This window comes from Humibacter antri, from assembly GCF_054777235.1.
In genome coordinates this window covers 1-15,659 of record NZ_BAAHAW010000027.1, presented here as the reverse complement: position 1 = coordinate 15,659, position 15,659 = coordinate 1, and the positions used below count along the sequence as shown (strand labels likewise).

The following is a 15,659-nucleotide window of genomic DNA, read 5'->3' as shown; positions in this document are numbered from 1 at the left end:
CCGCGTCGAGTCTGCGCCCGTCGCGTCTGGACTCATCGAGTCTCCGAGCACCGCATCTTCAGGCGTCGACGCTCCCCGCAGCCAGTCGCCGCTCTTGCCGCCGGTCTTCCGCTCGAGCCGGATGTGCTCGATCGACACCGACTTGTCCAGGCCCTTCACCATGTCGACGACGGCGAGCGCGGCCACCGAGACGGCGGTGAGCGCCTCCATCTCGACTCCGGTGCGGTCCGCAGTCCGTACCGTCGCTCCGATGCGCACTCCGTCGTGCACGATCTCGAGGTCGACGGCGGCGCCGTGCACACCGATCACGTGCGCGAGCGGGAGAAGCTCCGATGTGCGCTTGGCGCCCTGGATGCCCGCGATGCGTGCGACAGCGAGCACGTCGCCTTTCGGCGTCGAGCCATCCCGAAGCGCAGCGACGATCGCCTCGGAGCAGCGCACGAATCCGGACGCCGTCGCACTGCGCACCGTCGGCTGCTTCTCTGTGACGTCGACCATGCGGGCTGCGCCAGTGGCGTCCAGGTGGGTGAACGGCTGCCGAGTGCTGCCTGAGGAACTGTCGCCGACCACGTCCGTCGCTGCAGAATCGGTCATGTCAGCACCATCACGGTCACGGGGTCTCCTTCTTCGACGGCCTCGACGTGTGCGGGCACGACGGCGAGTGCCTCTGCTGCGGCGAGCGAGGTCACCAGGTGCGATCCACTGCCCCCCGCGGATGCCGGACGCACCGTCTGCTCGTCGTACACGACGGGCAGCACCTGGGTGCGCGCGGGCGGGCAGGTCCACGATGTGCCGGCCGTGCGCGTCACCAGCGCACGATCGACGACCGAGTGCCCGCCCATCGCGCGCAGCGCGGGTCGCACGAACATCTCGAACGAGACCGCGACGCTGACCGGGTTCCCTGGCAGGCAGAAGACGAGGGTGCCGTCATCCGTTGCTCCGAAGCCCTGCGGTTTGCCCGGCTGCATCGCAACGGGCTCGAACACGATCGAGCCGACGCCGTCGAGCACCGCCTTCACCACGTCGAACGCACCGACACTGGCCCCGCCCGACAGCACGACGACATCGGGGCGGGCGTCGCGCCGAAGGTCGTCGAGCACGCCGCGCAACTCCGATTCGTCGTCCGCAACGCTGTACACGCCGACCAGTTCGGCCCCCGCGGCGCGAAGTGCAGAAGAAAGGAGTACGGAGTTCGACTCGGGGATCTGCCCGCGGCGCGGGGCCTGCGCCGGCGGCACGAGCTCGGAGCCCGTGGAGATCACGGCGACCCGCGGCGTCCGGTACGCGACCAGGTGATCGTGCCCGGCGGAGGCGATCGACGACAGCTGCCACGGGCCCAACTCCGCACCGGCGGGCACCGACACCGCACCGGCGGGGGAATCCCCTCCGATGTGCCGAATGTGCGCGCCGGGCGAAGGCTGCGTCGTCACGACCACCCATTCGGGAGCGCTGGCGGTGATCGCCGTACCGAGGTCGGTGTGCTCGAGCGGCACGATCGCATCCGCATCCGTGGGAACCGGCGCGCCGGTCATGATGCGTGCCGCCTCACCCGCACGCAGCGGCGGGTCGAATTCGGAGCCTGCAGGAACGTCGGCGACCACGCGCAGCCTGGCGCCGGGCGAGGCATCCGCTCGGCGCACGGCGTAACCGTCCATGGCGGAGTTGTCGAACAGCGGAACCGGCCAGCGCGTGTGCACCGGCTCGGCCAGCACGAGGCCGAGCGCGCGGGCAAGCGGTGTGCGTTCGGTCGGCAAGGGATGCGCCGCCGCGAGCACTCGTGCCCGGTGCTCCTCGATGGTGATCACGAGTGCGCCCGCTGGTGCACTCGCATCCACGCGTCGTATCCGCCGTCGAGGATGCGGATGTCGGCATCCGGATGCTTCGCCAACAGCATGCGCGCGGCGATGCGGGCACGAGGCCCGGTCTGGCAGAACAGCACGACTGGATGGTCGAGCGCGAGCGGCGAAGCATCCGTCGCCAGGCGTCCGAGCGGCACCGACCGGGCACCTGGGATGCTCCCAGCGGCGAACTCGTCCGGCTCGCGCACGTCGAGGAGGGTGGCATCGCTCAGCGAGCTGGGCTCGTCTGCTCTGGGCTCGTCTGCTCTGAACTCGTAAGCGCTCAGCTCGTCCACACTGATCCGGCGCACGGCGTCCGGCCGCCGGCGATCCGGGAACGGCGCGTGCAGAACCCCCGCCTGCAGGGACTCCTCACCGGCGATCTCCGCGCCACGTGATGCGGGCACCAGCGGCACCTCGCGCGTGGTACCCGCGAGCGCATCGATCACGAGCATGCGGCCGAGCAGGATGCGGCCGATTCCGCAGATCAGCTTCACTGCTTCCGCGGAGAGGATGCCGCCCAACTGCCCGCAAAGAGCGCCGAGCACGCCGGCGTCGGCGCAGGAGGGCGCGTCCTCCGGCGCGGGCGGCTCGGGGAACACGTCCCGGAGATTCACGGACCGGTTGGCCGCGCCGGCCGTGCGCGCGGCCGTCGCGGCCGTCGCAGGGAGATCGTTCGGCGGACGCGACCAGAACACGGTCGCCTGCGCATCGAATCGCAGCACCGAACCCCAGACCAGCGGGATGCCGAGCGCCGCGCAGGCATCCGCGACGGCGTAGCGCGTCTCGAACGTGTCGCTGCCGTCGACGACGACGTCGTAACCGTCGATGAGCCGTTCCGCATTGGCGGCATCCAGGTGCTCGCGAACCTCGCGCACCGCCGTGTGCGGTGACAGGTCGCGCACGCGCTCGGCTGCGACGGTCGCTTTCGGGCGGCCGACGTCGGCCGTGCCGAACGCGATCTGGCGCTGCAGGTTCGTGGCATCCACGACGTCGTCGTCGATGATGCCGAGCGTTCCGACGCCTGCCGACGCCAAGTAGAGGAGTACGGGTGAGCCGAGGCCGCCTGCGCCGATCACCGCGACCTTCGCCGCAGCCAAGCGGCGCTGCCCGACGTCACCGATTTCGAGCAGCCGCAGCTGCCGTGCCGCGCGCACACGCTCGTCGGGGGCGAGCACCTCGACGGGCCGCACGAGCGGTGGCAGAACCATGTCTCAACGGTAGCCGTTCGGGAGGACTGACGAACGGCGCCCGCCCTCTCTGTGACGCCGGTCGTTGCGCTGCGCGGGATGCCTGCTCCGGTTCTGGCCGAGCACGCTCCGTCGCTGGGCACGCTCGGCACGCTCGGCACGCTCCGTCGCTGGGCACGCTGGGCACGCTCGGGATCCGCATCCGCCACACGAACTTTCAGCAGCGATTGCCGATCTGTGCAGCGGATGCCATTCGCGGTCTTCTCACGACGCGTCTCGACCCGCCTTGTGTCGTGTCTTGTCCTCCCCAGATGATGGGCCGGTGTGGTTATCAACAGGCCTGGTCAGGCCGCATTTCCGTGACCCGGGAATGTCGGTGGTACGGCCTAGCTTCAAGAGCATGAACGACAAGGAGCTCGCACCGATGCCGGCAGGTGATGCCGGCTTTGCGGCGGTTCCGGCCGACCCTCCGTTCTGGGCTGAGTCGGCCGACGCGTCGTTGTTCGACGAGGGCGCCGAGCTGGCATGGCTGGACGAGAACGCCGATGCTGAGCCGTCGCCGGCTGGCGGGTTCGTGTCGTCGGCGCGGGTGGTGTCGGGTGAGGCGTTGATGCGTTCGGCGTTGGATGATGCGGTCGCATCGCAGACGATGGTGAACCTGGAGGCGGCGCGGCAACTGTTCGCGGTGGGGCGGGCGTTCGAGTATGCCCGGCAGGATCCGAGCATCTATGTTCCGGTGGGTGCGTGTGAGAAGGATCCTCGGGCGGATGAGGTGGACTTCGCCATCCGGTCGGTGGCGTTCGATCTTGCGCAGCGGTTGCATCTGAGTGAGAACGTCATCCGGTCGATGGCGTGGCAGGCCGAAGTGCTCTCGTCGTCGTTGCCGGGGTTGAAGGATCTGTTCGTCTCGGGCCGGATCAGTGCGCAGCATGTGCGTGCCGCGGTGGAATCCTGCACCGGGCTGCCAGACGAGGTCGCTTTTGAGGCCTACGACCGGCGGATGGCAGCGATCGTGGAGTGTGTGAACCCTGGGGTGTTCGCACGTCGGTGCCGGCTGTTGCGGGAGCGGTTGTGTGCGGACACGTTGCAGGAACGCCACGAGGAGGCCAGGACGAAGCGGCGTGTGGTGTTGGAACCGGACGCGGATGCGATGGCCTGGTTGAACATCTACGCCCCGGTGATGGACCTCGCCCGGATCGAAGTCGCCCTGACCGCCGAAGCCCGCCGGTTGCGCACCCTGCCCGGTGAGACCAGAACCCTGGATCAGCTCCGCGCCGACCTGGCGGTGCGGTGGCTGAAAGGTGACGGCAGCGCCACGGGCACGGCGGGTGTGCAGCCGTTCGTGCTGGTGGATGAGGCGGGCTGGTTCGCCGAACTCCTCGGCTACGGGCCGATCCCGCCGAAGATGGCAGCGGCGGCGTTGCGGGACGCACCCGCGTTCCGGAAGGTGCTGGCGAATCCGGTCCGGCCTGCAGTGTTGAACCTGGACACCACCCGGTACCGTCCCACCCCGGACCAGAAGACGTGGCTGACGTTGCGGTTCGGGCTGGACGAAGACGCCGCACCGTACCTCCCGGCCGGGATCGTCACCGGAGCCGAAGTCGACCACGTGATCGAACGACAGCACGGTGGCCCCACGAACGTGACAAACCTGGTGCCCTTGAAACCCAGGCTGCACCGGTTGAAAACGATCACCAGGATCCGCCTGGATCCCAAACCAGGCGGCGGCATCCGCGTCCGCACCCCCACCGGCTACGACACCGACCCACCACCCTTCTAAACGCCGCGAGGCATGGCCGAGCCACCGCCTCGGGTCACGGGCGAGCGGCGGCGGATTCGCCGTCACGGCAAGCGATCTGCACCCGGGACGCAACTGCGGGCGCAGTCCACTGCTTTCTGCGCACATGCGGAACTATCATCGAAATCATGACGCGTTTTCGGATCAGTGAAGCAGCTCCGCTGCTCGGGGTGAGCGACGACACGGTGCGACGGTGGATCGACGCCGGCGAGCTGACCTCCGGCACGGATGCCGTCGGCCGGGCCGTCGTCGAGGGTGCGGATCTCGCGCGGCGGCTGACGGCATCCGCGAACGGCCCCGGCGATCCGCTGGAGCGCGGCTCGAGTGCACGCAACCGCTTCGTGGGTCTGGTCACGGGTGTGACGAGTGACACCGTCATGTCGGAGGTGGAGCTGCAGTGCGGCCCCCACCGCGTCGTCTCCTTGATGTCCACGGAGGCTGTTCGTGAGCTCGGCCTCGAGGTCGGCTCGCTCGCCACGGCCGTCGTGAAGGCGACCATGGTGATCGTCGAGACGCCGCCGGCTGCCGAACCGAAGACACGAGGCGCCGAACCGAAGACACGAGGTACTGACACGAAGGAACGCGCGGGCGCACCAAGGGCGCGCACGGCCACGGGCACGAAGGGCGGCCGACGATGAGGGTGCCACGACGCGCGACGACCGCGGCCGCGGCAGCCCTTGCCGCCGTTGCCCTTCTCCTGACCGGATGCTCGGCATCCCCGGGTTCCGCCGCCACCGCCTCGAGCGGCGCGGCGGCCAAGGCCACCGCGAGCAAGCCGCTGATCGTCTTCGCCGCGGCGTCGCTGCAGGGCTCGTTCGACGCGCTGGCGAAGAGCTTTCAGAAGGCGAATCCGGAGTATTCGGTCGCGCCGATCCGCTACGACGGCTCGCAGGCGCTCGCCACGCAGATCGTCAACGGTGCGGATGTCGACGTGATCGCCTTCGCCGATCAGAAGTCGCTCGTGCCCGTCACGCAGGCCGGGCTGGCGGGCAAGGGCACGACCTTCGCGACGAACACGTTGCGGATCGCTGTCGCGCCGGGCGATCCGAAGGGCATCCACGACTTGTCCGACCTCACCAGGCCCGGGCTGAAGGTCGTGATCTGCGCACCCCAGGTGCCGTGCGGAACGGCCTCGCAGACCCTGCTCGAGAACGCAGGCGTGCACCTCACTCCGGCGAGCCAGGAGACCAACGTCACCAGCGTCGTGACCCGGGTGGAGAACGACGAGGCGGATGCCGGGCTCGTGTACGCGACTGACATCGCGGCATCCGACGGCAAACTCGACGGCGTCACACCCGCCGGCGCAGACAAGGTCGTGAACAGCTACCCGATCGCCGTCGCCGACAATGCGCCGTCATCGAGGGCCGCTCACGCGTTCGTGTCGTTCGTGCTCTCGAGTGCCGGGCAGCGCATCCTTGCGAAGTTCGGCTTCGGAAAGCCATGAGACTGCCGCGCGGTCTCTACGTCGCCGCGCTGGTCGCCCTGGCGTTCCTCGTGCTCCCCGTAGTGGGTTTGGTGACGCGCGCCCATTGGGCGACTCTGTGGAGCGACTTGTTCGCCCCCGCCTCGCTCACCGCTCTGTGGCTGTCGTTGTGGACGGCCTCCTGCGCCACGATCGTGTGCCTCGTGCTCGGCCTTCCGCTTGCTGTCGTGATCGCCCGCTCCGCCACACGCATCGCCAGTGTGCTGCGCACCATCGTGCTCATCCCGCTCGTGCTGCCGCCGATGGTCGGCGGACTCGCCCTCCTGTCGCTGCTCGGCCGCGTCGGGCTGCTCGGCAAGCCGATCTTCGAGTTCAGCGGTTTCAGCCTTCCGTACACGAGCGCGGCAGTCGTCGTCGCCCAGGCGTTCGTCGCCCTGCCATTCCTCGTCATCACCGTCGAGGGCACACTGCGCACCTCAGGCATCGGACACGAGCAGATCGCCTCGACGCTCGGCGCCGGCCGCTGGCGGGTGCTCGGCACTGTGACGATTCCGCTCGTCGCGCCCGGCATCGCCGCCGGCACCGCACTGTGCTTCGCCCGCGCACTCGGCGAATTCGGGGCGACTGCCCTCTTCGCCGGCAACGCGCCGGGTGTGACACAGACCATGCCGCTCGCGATCTACACCGCGTTCAACGGCGTGGGCATCACGCAAGACTCCGCCGTGGCGCTCTCGCTGCTGCTGCTCGTGAGCGCCGCAGTGATCGTGGGCGGGCTGCGCGCGTGGCGTGAGGACGCCGTGCGATGACCGAGCTGCACGGCGCATCCTTGTTCGCCGACGTGGGCGCTTCGCGCGGCGGCTTCGACGTCGACGTGCGGTTCGAGATTCCTGCGGGCGGGTGCCTGGCCATCTTCGGTCCGAACGGCGCCGGAAAGTCGACCCTGCTCGGTGCGCTCGCGGGCCTCCTTCCGCTGCGCCGTGGCGAGGTGCGGTTGGATGATCGTCTGCTCGAGCAGGCCGGACGACTTCGTGAGCGCCCTGAGCACCGACGCATCACGCTTCTGGAGCAGAAGCCGCGGTTGTTTCCGCACCTGACCCTCGCCCAGAACATCGCCTTCGGGCCTCGCGCTCAGGGCGCGACACGATCAGACGCGCGACGCACTGCCCAGCGCTGGCTGGAGCGCATCGGTCTCGCGCATCGAGCGGACGCCCGCCCCCACGAGCTCTCCGGTGGTCAGCAGCAACGCGTGGCGGTGGCGCGCGCGTTCTCCGCCGATCCGCGGGTCATCCTGCTCGACGAGCCGTTCTCCGCGCTCGACGCCGAAAGCGCACCCGCGGTGCGCCGGCTGCTCTCCGAGGAGCTTGAGCGCACCGGTACCACGAGCGTTCTGGTGACACACGAGCTCTCGGACGCCTGGCCGTGGGCGGAGTCCTGCCTGGTGCTCGATCACGGGCGCATCGTCGACAGCGGATCCCCGCACGACCTCGCGACCGCGCCGCGACATCCGTTCGCCGCCCGGCTCGCCGGCTTCTGCGTCGTACCCGGAACCTGGCGAGACGGTTCGCTTCACGTGGCCGGCACCGCGCTGGGCGGCTCCCCCGACGCACCGCTCCTCGATGGCGCGGCGGCCTTCGGCATCGTCGCACCCCGCGACGTCGTCGTCACGACGCCACTCCAACCCGGGGCTGCCCGCGCCGTACACACCAGCATCCGCCTGGTGTCCGCCCATGCCGGCACGCTTCGCCTCGAGACCACGGTGGGGCTCGTCGCGGAGCTCTCTCTCGCGGAGGCTCTGGCGTCGTCGGACGGAAAGATGCCCGAGCCCGGCGACCCCGTGCAGGTCACCCCGACGGCGCTCCGCGTGGTGCCCGCTCCCGCTCCGGCTCGCACTCCCGCGGGAGAAGCGCACTGACGGAGGGCTCAGCTCTCCGGTTCTTCCTCGGCCTCGAGAATCTCGTCCGTGTCGACGGCGGAGTGGTCGGTCTCCGTCGCCACCCTCGCGTGAACTCAGACCAGCACAGCAGGCGAGCCGTACTCGGCGACCCTCTTGTCAGATGTGAGGAGTGTGTAACCCTCGGACCGCGCTTGCGCCACCAGCATCCGATCGAACGGATCGCTGTGGATCGCGGGCAACTCACCCACCGCCACCGCGTGTGCACTGGTGATGTCGAGCTCGACATAGCCTGCCTCGATCAGGCCCCTGCGGAAGACGGCTGACGGAAGCCGAAACGATGGGCGACCGAGGCCGGTCTTGATGGATATCTCCCAGATGGATGCTGCGCTGAAGATCAGGGTGTTGTCCGGGTCCTCGAGCAGTTCCCGCGCTTTCCGGCCGAGTCGCGATTCATCGCCTGATGCCCAGATCAGCAGATGAGTGTCGAGCAAGTACTTCATTCACGCGTTTCCGTGCCGAGGAACAGCGCCGCAATTTCATCGGACATCCATTCATCGAAGTCGTCCGGCACGTCAGGCATGTTCTTGTACCAACCCAGCCGTGGGGGCTGTGCGGCCGATGTCTCAAGTCGCGTGAGCTTCGCAACGGGTCGACCAGCCTTCGCTATCACGATGGTCTCGCCTTGGATCGCCGCGTCCACCAGGCGCGAGAAGTGTGTCTTCGCGTCATGGATGTTCATTGTGCGCATGCGCGGCTCCCACTGGACTAGGTCAAGTGGACTAAGTCTAGACATGCAATGCACCATCGGACAGCGAAGCGGCGTGACATCCGTCGAGTTCATAAGTGAAGCGCTGGTAGACGGAATCGTCGGGAGCGTCTCTCTCGGAGCCACCGGCCAATCTGGTCTTCGCGAACCGGCGCGGCCTCCGAGAAATGATCTTGGGAAGATCATCCTCGAAGTACGTCTTGAAGGTGGATATCGGCCCTGTCGAGCACCAGTACTCGTGATCGACGTGCAACTCGCCGATCAGATGAAGGCCGACCTTTTTCGCTGCTTGTTCTAGCCGTTTCGCCTGGTTGAAGTCGATCAGATCGTGCCGAGCTTCCGCCGACCGATGCGCCACGGCGAAGTACCGCACGAAGTCTTTGTCGATCGCCCGGAAGATCGAGTCATGATGGTCGTCGAGGCGGCCGGAGTAGTTCTTCGCGACGGTTTTTACCAAGTAGAGCTCGAGATCACCCGTCATCGCGACGACGACGAGAGGCGATTGCTCGGTACGCTTCCAGAGCCGGCGCTTCGTCAGGAAAAGCAAGTCCCAACCGCTGTCGATGATCATGCATCGACGGTAGGGCGCCTCTACGACACGCACCGGCGTGGGCCACCCGGCTGTGCGAATGAGGCCGTCCGTGACGCTTGTGGAGGGGAAGAACAGATCGCGACGTATCGTGGCGATGTGGCCAGTGCAGACCAGAAACCTTCGCCGGATGCCGGTTCGACCGTTCGCGTCCGCCGCATCTACGATCCGCCGGAGGCAGACGACGGCAAGCGGATACTCGTCGACCGGCTGTGGCCGCGCGGTATGAGCAAGGTGCGCGCGGAGCTCTTCGCGTGGTGCAAAGACGTCGCGCCGTCGCCGCAGCTGCGCGAGTGGTACGGGCATGATCCTGCAAAGTTCGACGAGTTCGCGAAACGGTACCGCGCCGAACTCGACGACCTGGAGCATGCCGAGGCGCTCGAATCGCTCCGCAAGTTCGCAGGAGAAGGTGCGGTGACGCTGCTCACGGCATCCAAGCGCGACGACATCAGCGAAGCGACGGTGCTGCAGCGGGTGCTGACTTCCGCGGCTTGAGCCTGTCGAAACCCGATGTACCGGGGCTGGTTTCGAGAAGCTCAACCCGCGGTGGTCGCTCAACCGGCGGTAGTCGCGCGACCCGCGGTGGTCGCTCAACCGGCGGTGGTCGCGCAACCCGCGGTGGTCGCTCAACCGGCGGTGGTCGCGCAACCCGCGGTGGTCGCTCAACCGGCGGTCGTCGCTCAACCCGCGGTGGTCGCTCAACCGGCGATGACGGTAGACCGCACCGAAACGCGTCCGTCGGCGACGCGCACGTCCCACACCGGCTCGGGCACGGATTCCGGCCCGCCCTCGACCGCGCCGTCGTCGAGCCGGAACTCGCTGCCGTGCGACGGGCACTGCACGCATCCGCCGACGAGCGATCCCTGGTCGAGGGGTGGGTCGGTCAGCATCGGTCAGCGTCGACCGGCACGGCGGATCGGGCGCACGGCCCAACCTTCCGTTCTGGCGCAGAACGACACGTGGGCGGATGGCGCACCCCAGCCCGCGGCCCGCGACTATCGCCTCGTCGCGCGGCCGGCCCGCTCTGCTTCGCGCACCGCGTCGAAGTCCGCCAGCGGACCCATCACCGGCACGAGATGACGCAGCTTCTCGGGGTTGACCACGCCGTTGATCGCGACGATCCGCCCCTCCCGCACGTCGAGCGACATGACGCCCAGCACTCCGCCGCCGATCGGGATGTCCACGATGATCACGACGCCGGGACCTCCGTTGATGGCGCAGGATTCCATGTGCACCGGGAAGACCGCACGCCGTGCGAAAGATCCCAGCACCTTCGCCACCGCGTCGAAACCGTGCACGGGGCGGGAGAGGGCGAATCCAGGCGGAACCCGTCCGCCGCTGTCCGTGGTCGCAACGACATCCGATGCGAGCAACGCCACGAACTCGTCGACCGCGCCCGACTCGACAGCCCGGATGAAGCGCGACACGAGCTCGTGCTGCTCCACGGCTGAGGGCTGATACCGGGGAACGCGCCCGGACACCCGAGCGCGTGCCCGCGACACGAGCTGGCGTGCCGCCGCCTGGGACGGCCGGTCCAGCACGGTGGCGATCTCGTCGTACGAGTAGTCGAGCACGTCGTGCAGCAGGAACGCGGCCCGTTCGCTCGGCGTCAAGGTCTCGAGCAGCACGAGGAACGCGAACGACAGCTCCTCGGCAAGCTCGGCATGCTGCGACGTGTCGGACGGCTCGTCGAGGACCCCGCCGACGATCGGCTCAGGCAGCCAGTCGCCGACGTAGTGCTCGCGTCTGGCCCGCGCTGAACGCAGCTGGTCCACGGCGAGACGCGTTGCGACGGTCGTGAGCCAGGCCTCCGCGTTCGCCGGCCGCTCAGCGGGGGCGAGTCGAAGCATCCGCTCGATCGCCGACTGCGCGATGTCTTCGGCGTCGACCACCGATCCGAGCATGCGGTACGCCGCCACGAAGGCGACGCGGCGGAGCGACTCCGAGGCATCGGTCATGCCTCGATCCTCTCCCGGCGACCGCCTTCCGCAACCCTGATATGCGTGCGTCGGCCCGGAACGTACGGTCCGGGATGGCGGGCCGCGAAGAGGTTGCCGCGATGCACGTACTCCTTGATGAACCTCGCCGGGAGGCCTGTGACGATCCGGTCGGTCGCCACCCCTTCCGGTGTGAGCCACTGCAGCAGCGCCTCGTGCCGGCCGAGACTGATGCACTCGGCGAAGTACCGTCCGGCGAACGGCTTCGCCGTGCCGCCCGCGAGTTCGTCGACGACTTTGCGCGGGGCGGTGAGCGCCATGAACGCACCGGTTCGGCAGCCCATCTTCAGCGGCAGGCCGTCGCGACCAGGCACGCGCGCGGCATCGCCGACCACCCACACATCGGGGTGTGACACCGAGTTGAACGTCTCGTCGACGTACGCGCGCCCGCGTTCGTCGACGTCGAGCCCGGATGCCTCCACCAGCGGGTTCGCGCGGAACCCGCCCGCCCAGAACGTGAGCGCAGACGGCAGTTCCCGTCCGTCGGTCAGTTTCACGGCATCCGTGCCGATGCTCGCCACTCGTCCGGCGACCCGTTCGATGCCCAGCCGGTCGAAGACGCCCTCGAGGTGACGCTGTGCCGGGCGGCTCAGCCAATCGCCGGGAGCGTGCGCGCCCGCGATCGTGACCTTGATCCGCGGATGCGACTCCGCGATCTCCGTCGAAAGCTCGATGCCCGTCAGCCCGCCGCCGACCACGACGACGGGAGCGCCGTCCGGAAGCTTCTCGAGCGTGCGCGCCGCCGCCTCGATGGAGGCGACATCCGTCAGCCCGTGCGCATTCTCACGTGCGCCGGGCACTGCGCCGAAGTCGATGACACTGCCGAGAGCGATCACGAGGGAGTCGTAATGCAGCCTCCCGCCGCCTGCGAGGGCGACACTGCGCCCGTCGAGGTCGAGCCGTTCGATGCGAGCGACCTCGAGCTGCGCCCCCGAACCCTTCAGCGCCCCGGCGATCGACAGCAGCGGATACTTCTGACCCGAGGCCAGCTGGTGCCAGCGCATCCGTTCATCTCGCGTGGCATTGCCCGTGACGAGGGTGACGGATGCCTCGCCACGCCGTATGCGCCGCGCGAGCTGACCCGCGACCACGATCCCGCTGTATCCGCCGCCCAGAACGATGATTCGATGCTTGTCCATGCCAATACGACGAGACAGGGCGCCCCGGTGTGACAAGAATCCCGTCTCAGCAGGCAATGTCGGCGCGATCCCTTCGATCTCGGCGTACCCGCTCAGCCTTGCCGCTTCGCGGCCACGCCTTCGCTTACGAGCCGCCGAAGCGCGTCGCCGGGAGTCGCGATGATGACCGCATGTAAAGCGTGCTTGACACGCGGTGTGCGCGGCCCCGTATTGTCGGAGCATGACAAGCGACCTTGACACGGGTGGAGAATCCTCGATCGAGCTGCGACGCCGGCGCACCTTCCGGATCCGCATCTGGATCGGGGTCGGATGCCTCGTGCTCGCGAACCTCGCGCTCGCCCTGTGGGGTCGCGAAAGCGGCACAATGCAGTGGGTCCTTGCCCTGTTGCCGCTGCTGCCGATCGTGTGGATCGTGATCGTCATGGTGCTCCGCGCCCGGCAGATGGACGAGTACCAGGTGAAGCTGTTCTTCCCCGGACTCGCGGTCGGATTCACGCTGTCGATGGTGACCGCCGTCACCCTCGGCACGCTCGGCTCGGCCGGTATCGCCGTTCCCACCAGCGGATGGTTCGTCGCCATCGTCGGACTCATCTCCTGGGAGTTCACGAACCTGCTGGTCGGCGCACCCAAAGCCTGATGGAGAACCTCATCCGTGCCGAGCGTGAGAGCCGCGGCTGGACGCAGGCGGCGCTGGCCGAGCGACTGGATGTCTCGCGCCAGACCGTCGTCGCGCTCGAGACAGGCAGGTACGATCCGTCACTCCCCCTGGCGTTCCGCATCTCGCGGCTCTTCGGGAAGCGGATCGAGGAGCTCTTCACGCCTGGTGGCTGACGTCGGGCGAGTTCAGCGCACGAGTGCCGCCCCGAGCGATGGAGGCTGGAAGACCTCGGCCTCCGGCTTGTACTCACCGTCCAGTACGAGCCGCAGACAGCGCCCCCGCGTTCCCGAGGTACTCCTCCCCGACAGTGCGTCCTCAACAACCAAGGCGCGGCAGGGCGCACGCGGTCGAGGTAGGTGAGCGCTTGAGCGCCTCGAGACGCGACCACGGGGCATCCGAGTCGCGTGCCATCTCCGCGACGGCGTCGTCCGGGAGGTCGGGCGACAAGCCCAGGAATGCCGATCGCCGCCCAGCGGCGGATGGTCGAGCCCGAGGCGGAATGAACAACTGCCCTGCGCTCTTCTTCGGCGGTGCGATCATCTCGATCATCGGAGCGATCGTGAACCGGTTCATCAAGTCCGTGAAGTGACGTCGTACGCAGGTCGCGAGATCATGCCAGGGTGAGATCGCGACTGATTCTGATCAACGGTGTGCCGGCGAGCGGCAAGACGACCCTGGCGCAGCGCTGGGCCGAATCGCACGCGATGCAGCTGCCGCTGTGCATCGACATCGATGCGATTCGCTCCATGATCGGGGGCTGGCGGGACGCCATGCCGCAAGCCGGGATCGCCGCCCGAGACATCGCCGTCGCGGGCATCGAAGCTCAGCTGCGGAGCGGTCGGGATGCGGTGGTCCCGCAGTATCTGCACCGGCGCGAGTTCATCGACCGGTTGGAGATCACGGCCACGGGCCACGGCGCGATCTTCGTCGAGACGGCACTGTTCATCGATGCTCCCACCGCGGAGGCCCGCTTCCTCGAGCGCTCGGAGCGGCTTGCGGAGGATGATACGCACGGGAGCCTTTCGGCCGACATGGCAACTGTCGTCCGCGACTTCGAGGGATTTCTGGCGTCTCGTCCACGAGCGATCCGGTTCGTCAGCGGCGACGACGCGCTTCTGTCTCTTGAAGCCGCAATCCACCAACGGGAAGCCGACTCGATCGGCCGATGACGAGTCGACGACCCCTTGCGGGTTCTGCGGCCTGGTCGTCTGGCCGTGGGTGACGACGTCAGTAGTGGTCGCGTGCTTGCAGGATGACGATGCGTTCGTCGGTGACGTAATACACGAGACGATGAGCGTCGTCGACGCGACGTGACCACGCGCCAGCCAGGATGTGCTTGAGGGGTTCGGGCTTGCCGATGCCGGCGAACGGATCGCGCAGCACGCCAGCGATGAGTTGATTGATCCGCTTCAGCGTCTTGCGATCCTCCGTCTGCCAACGGACCGAACGGGCGCTGACCGAGGCCGTCGGAATGGCAGAGCCTGGTCTCAGAGGTCGAGGAAGTCTCCAAGCCAGGTACGGATCTCAACAAGGCAGGCGTCGGAGACCTGGCCTGCGATCCCGGTGATCCGGTCACGGGAGAGCGTGCGGGGCTGCTCAGACATGATCCAGGACGGCCGATCGAGACCGCTCGGCCCTTCAACCCGAATGTGGTTCGGCCAGCCGCGATCGACCGTCGTGATCGGCAGGATGATGACAAGCGTCGTGACCGCTTCAAGATACCCAGAAGAGGCGACCACGAGCACCGGTCGGTGGCCACCCTGTTCACGGCCGCGAACAGGCTCAAGGGATGCCCACGCGACGGCCCCCGGCGCGAGCTCGAGGTCCGTCACCGTGTTGCGTCGGTCAGTTCAGCGCGTTCCCATTCGGCGGACTCTGCCGCATGCGACGCGGCGTTCGCGGTCCCGGTGTCACCGATCGCCATCTTCAACGACTGCAGTCGGTTACGACGATCTTCCGCATCCGCGAGCCGTGCCAGATGCGCGCCCAGCGTGAGACCGTCGTGCGCGGCCTGTGCCTTCAGCCGGTCGCGGAGCTCATCGCTCACCTTGATCGTGGTGGTCATACTCTGAGTATACCGCCACCTCTTGAGTGCTGGTGGACAGCGGTCCGAACCATCCCGCCTCGTCCGACACCGCTGCGTCACTCGCGATCAGTGCCGGCGCGAACGTGAAGGCCATACAGCGGGTGCTCGCTCACGCGTCGGCTGCCATGACCCTCGACACCTAGAGTGAACTCTTCGACGATGACCTCGACTCCGTTGCGTCCGGGCTCAATGAGCACGCTGCCCACACGGATGTGTGTCCTTATGTCGTTGTCAAGCGGCGAGGGCGTGGCCAGGGTCATAGAGGGTGCCGTCGCGGAGCA

General features: G+C 68.0%; 20 protein-coding genes and 3 pseudogenes. 11 read left to right on the top strand and 12 right to left on the bottom strand.

Translation table 11 applies throughout. The features are described 5' to 3' along the window. Positions 1–75: 75 nt before the first annotated feature. From moaC to ACYVDK_RS12050, 3 genes and pseudogenes are all read right to left on the bottom strand, one after another. A pseudogene (moaC, locus tag ACYVDK_RS12060) lies at positions 76–594 on the bottom strand (cyclic pyranopterin monophosphate synthase MoaC); the annotation flags it as partial. Then, a complete protein-coding gene (locus ACYVDK_RS12055; RefSeq protein ID WP_460522013.1) occupies positions 591–1,835 on the bottom strand; it encodes a molybdopterin molybdotransferase MoeA in 1,245 nt (414 codons plus the stop codon). The gene ACYVDK_RS12055 and the pseudogene moaC, both read right to left, overlap by 4 nt. Further along, on the bottom strand, positions 1,802–3,049 hold the full coding sequence (locus tag ACYVDK_RS12050) for a ThiF family adenylyltransferase (protein ID WP_460522011.1): 1,248 nt from the start codon (positions 3,047–3,049) through the stop codon (positions 1,802–1,804). The genes ACYVDK_RS12055 and ACYVDK_RS12050 overlap by 34 nt, the downstream gene beginning before the upstream one ends. Positions 3,050–3,428: 379 nt before the next feature. Between ACYVDK_RS12050 and ACYVDK_RS12045 the strand changes: the two genes are divergently transcribed. The 5 genes and pseudogenes from ACYVDK_RS12045 (at position 3,429) to ACYVDK_RS12025 (ending at position 8,161) form a co-directional block, all read left to right on the top strand. After that, on the top strand, positions 3,429–4,808 hold the full coding sequence (locus ACYVDK_RS12045) for an HNH endonuclease signature motif containing protein (RefSeq protein ID WP_460522009.1): 1,380 nt from the start codon (positions 3,429–3,431) through the stop codon (positions 4,806–4,808). A 146-nt stretch (positions 4,809–4,954) separates the two neighbouring features. Beyond that, a pseudogene (locus tag ACYVDK_RS12040) lies at positions 4,955–5,344 on the top strand (TOBE domain-containing protein); the annotation flags it as partial. A 116-nt stretch (positions 5,345–5,460) separates the two neighbouring features. Further along, positions 5,461–6,270: a type 2 periplasmic-binding domain-containing protein gene (gene modA, locus ACYVDK_RS12035; RefSeq protein WP_460522007.1), complete on the top strand. Its 810-nt coding sequence runs from the start codon at positions 5,461–5,463 to the stop codon at positions 6,268–6,270. Continuing rightward, complete coding sequence (locus ACYVDK_RS12030) at positions 6,267–7,055, top strand: molybdate ABC transporter permease subunit (RefSeq protein WP_460522005.1); 789 nt, start codon at positions 6,267–6,269, stop codon at positions 7,053–7,055. Before modA ends, ACYVDK_RS12030 begins: the two co-directional genes overlap by 4 nt. Continuing rightward, the gene (locus ACYVDK_RS12025; RefSeq protein WP_460522003.1) at positions 7,052–8,161 is read left to right on the top strand and encodes a sulfate/molybdate ABC transporter ATP-binding protein; all 1,110 of its coding nucleotides are present in this window, start codon (positions 7,052–7,054) and stop codon (positions 8,159–8,161) included. The genes ACYVDK_RS12030 and ACYVDK_RS12025 overlap by 4 nt, the downstream gene beginning before the upstream one ends. 95 nt (positions 8,162–8,256) lie before the next feature. Here the strand turns inward: ACYVDK_RS12025 and ACYVDK_RS12020 are convergent, their stop codons facing one another. Genes ACYVDK_RS12020 through ACYVDK_RS12010 form a run of 3 tightly spaced genes read right to left on the bottom strand, consistent with a single transcriptional unit; the run spans position 8,257 to position 9,480 of the window. Continuing rightward, positions 8,257–8,643, bottom strand: coding sequence for a type II toxin-antitoxin system VapC family toxin (locus ACYVDK_RS12020; RefSeq protein WP_460522001.1), 387 nt, complete (start codon positions 8,641–8,643; stop codon positions 8,257–8,259). Beyond that, positions 8,640–8,891 carry a type II toxin-antitoxin system Phd/YefM family antitoxin gene (locus tag ACYVDK_RS12015; protein ID WP_460521999.1) on the bottom strand — a complete coding sequence of 84 codons (252 nt, stop codon included), beginning with the start codon at positions 8,889–8,891 and terminating at the stop codon, positions 8,640–8,642. The genes ACYVDK_RS12020 and ACYVDK_RS12015 overlap by 4 nt, the downstream gene beginning before the upstream one ends. 37 nt (positions 8,892–8,928) lie before the next feature. Then, on the bottom strand, positions 8,929–9,480 hold the full coding sequence (locus ACYVDK_RS12010; protein ID WP_460521997.1) for a hypothetical protein: 552 nt from the start codon (positions 9,478–9,480) through the stop codon (positions 8,929–8,931). Positions 9,481–9,597: 117 nt separating this feature from the next. On the opposite strand from ACYVDK_RS12010, the gene ACYVDK_RS12005 reads away from it, so the two are divergent. After that, entirely contained in the window at positions 9,598–9,993 is a 396-nt protein-coding gene (locus tag ACYVDK_RS12005) for a DUF488 domain-containing protein (protein WP_460521996.1), read from the top strand. A 203-nt stretch (positions 9,994–10,196) separates the two neighbouring features. Here the strand turns inward: ACYVDK_RS12005 and ACYVDK_RS12000 are convergent, their stop codons facing one another. The 3 genes from ACYVDK_RS12000 to ACYVDK_RS11990 form a co-directional block, all read right to left on the bottom strand. After that, positions 10,197–10,388: a Rieske (2Fe-2S) protein gene (locus ACYVDK_RS12000; protein WP_460521994.1), complete on the bottom strand. Its 192-nt coding sequence runs from the start codon at positions 10,386–10,388 to the stop codon at positions 10,197–10,199. 105 nt (positions 10,389–10,493) lie between these two features. Next, positions 10,494–11,456, bottom strand: a complete 963-nt coding sequence (gene sigJ / locus ACYVDK_RS11995; protein ID WP_460521992.1) for a sigma-70 family RNA polymerase sigma factor family protein — start codon at positions 11,454–11,456, stop codon at positions 10,494–10,496. Continuing rightward, positions 11,453–12,634 carry an NAD(P)/FAD-dependent oxidoreductase gene (locus tag ACYVDK_RS11990; protein ID WP_460521990.1) on the bottom strand — a complete coding sequence of 394 codons (1,182 nt, stop codon included), beginning with the start codon at positions 12,632–12,634 and terminating at the stop codon, positions 11,453–11,455. The genes sigJ and ACYVDK_RS11990 overlap by 4 nt, the downstream gene beginning before the upstream one ends. 220 nt (positions 12,635–12,854) lie before the next feature. Between ACYVDK_RS11990 and ACYVDK_RS11985 the strand changes: the two genes are divergently transcribed. From ACYVDK_RS11985 to ACYVDK_RS11970, 4 genes are all read left to right on the top strand, one after another. Continuing rightward, positions 12,855–13,271, top strand: a complete 417-nt coding sequence (locus ACYVDK_RS11985; protein WP_460521988.1) for a hypothetical protein — start codon at positions 12,855–12,857, stop codon at positions 13,269–13,271. Beyond that, a complete protein-coding gene (locus ACYVDK_RS11980; RefSeq protein ID WP_460521986.1) occupies positions 13,271–13,465 on the top strand; it encodes a helix-turn-helix transcriptional regulator in 195 nt (64 codons plus the stop codon). The genes ACYVDK_RS11985 and ACYVDK_RS11980 overlap by 1 nt, the downstream gene beginning before the upstream one ends. A 191-nt stretch (positions 13,466–13,656) precedes the next feature. Then, the gene (locus ACYVDK_RS11975) at positions 13,657–13,881 is read left to right on the top strand and encodes a hypothetical protein (RefSeq protein WP_460521984.1); all 225 of its coding nucleotides are present in this window, start codon (positions 13,657–13,659) and stop codon (positions 13,879–13,881) included. 31 nt (positions 13,882–13,912) lie between these two features. Further along, positions 13,913–14,461, top strand: a complete 549-nt coding sequence (locus ACYVDK_RS11970) for a P-loop nucleotide/nucleoside kinase family protein (protein WP_460521982.1) — start codon at positions 13,913–13,915, stop codon at positions 14,459–14,461. Between the two features lie 58 nt (positions 14,462–14,519). Here ACYVDK_RS11970 and ACYVDK_RS11965 read toward each other — a convergent pair whose 3' ends face one another. The 3 genes from ACYVDK_RS11965 to ACYVDK_RS11955 are packed head-to-tail and all read right to left on the bottom strand — an operon-like array spanning position 14,520 to position 15,357. Continuing rightward, positions 14,520–14,765, bottom strand: coding sequence for a Txe/YoeB family addiction module toxin (locus ACYVDK_RS11965; protein ID WP_460522115.1), 246 nt, complete (start codon positions 14,763–14,765; stop codon positions 14,520–14,522). A 14-nt stretch (positions 14,766–14,779) separates the two neighbouring features. After that, positions 14,780–15,124, bottom strand: coding sequence for a type II toxin-antitoxin system PemK/MazF family toxin (locus ACYVDK_RS11960; protein WP_460521980.1), 345 nt, complete (start codon positions 15,122–15,124; stop codon positions 14,780–14,782). Next, positions 15,121–15,357, bottom strand: a complete 237-nt coding sequence (locus ACYVDK_RS11955; protein WP_460521978.1) for a ribbon-helix-helix protein — start codon at positions 15,355–15,357, stop codon at positions 15,121–15,123. The genes ACYVDK_RS11960 and ACYVDK_RS11955 overlap by 4 nt, the downstream gene beginning before the upstream one ends. A 68-nt stretch (positions 15,358–15,425) precedes the next feature. On the opposite strand from ACYVDK_RS11955, the pseudogene ACYVDK_RS11950 reads away from it, so the two are divergent. After that, positions 15,426–15,518 (top strand): annotated as a pseudogene (locus ACYVDK_RS11950) (tyrosine-type recombinase/integrase); the annotation flags it as partial. Positions 15,519–15,659 lie beyond the last annotated feature (141 nt).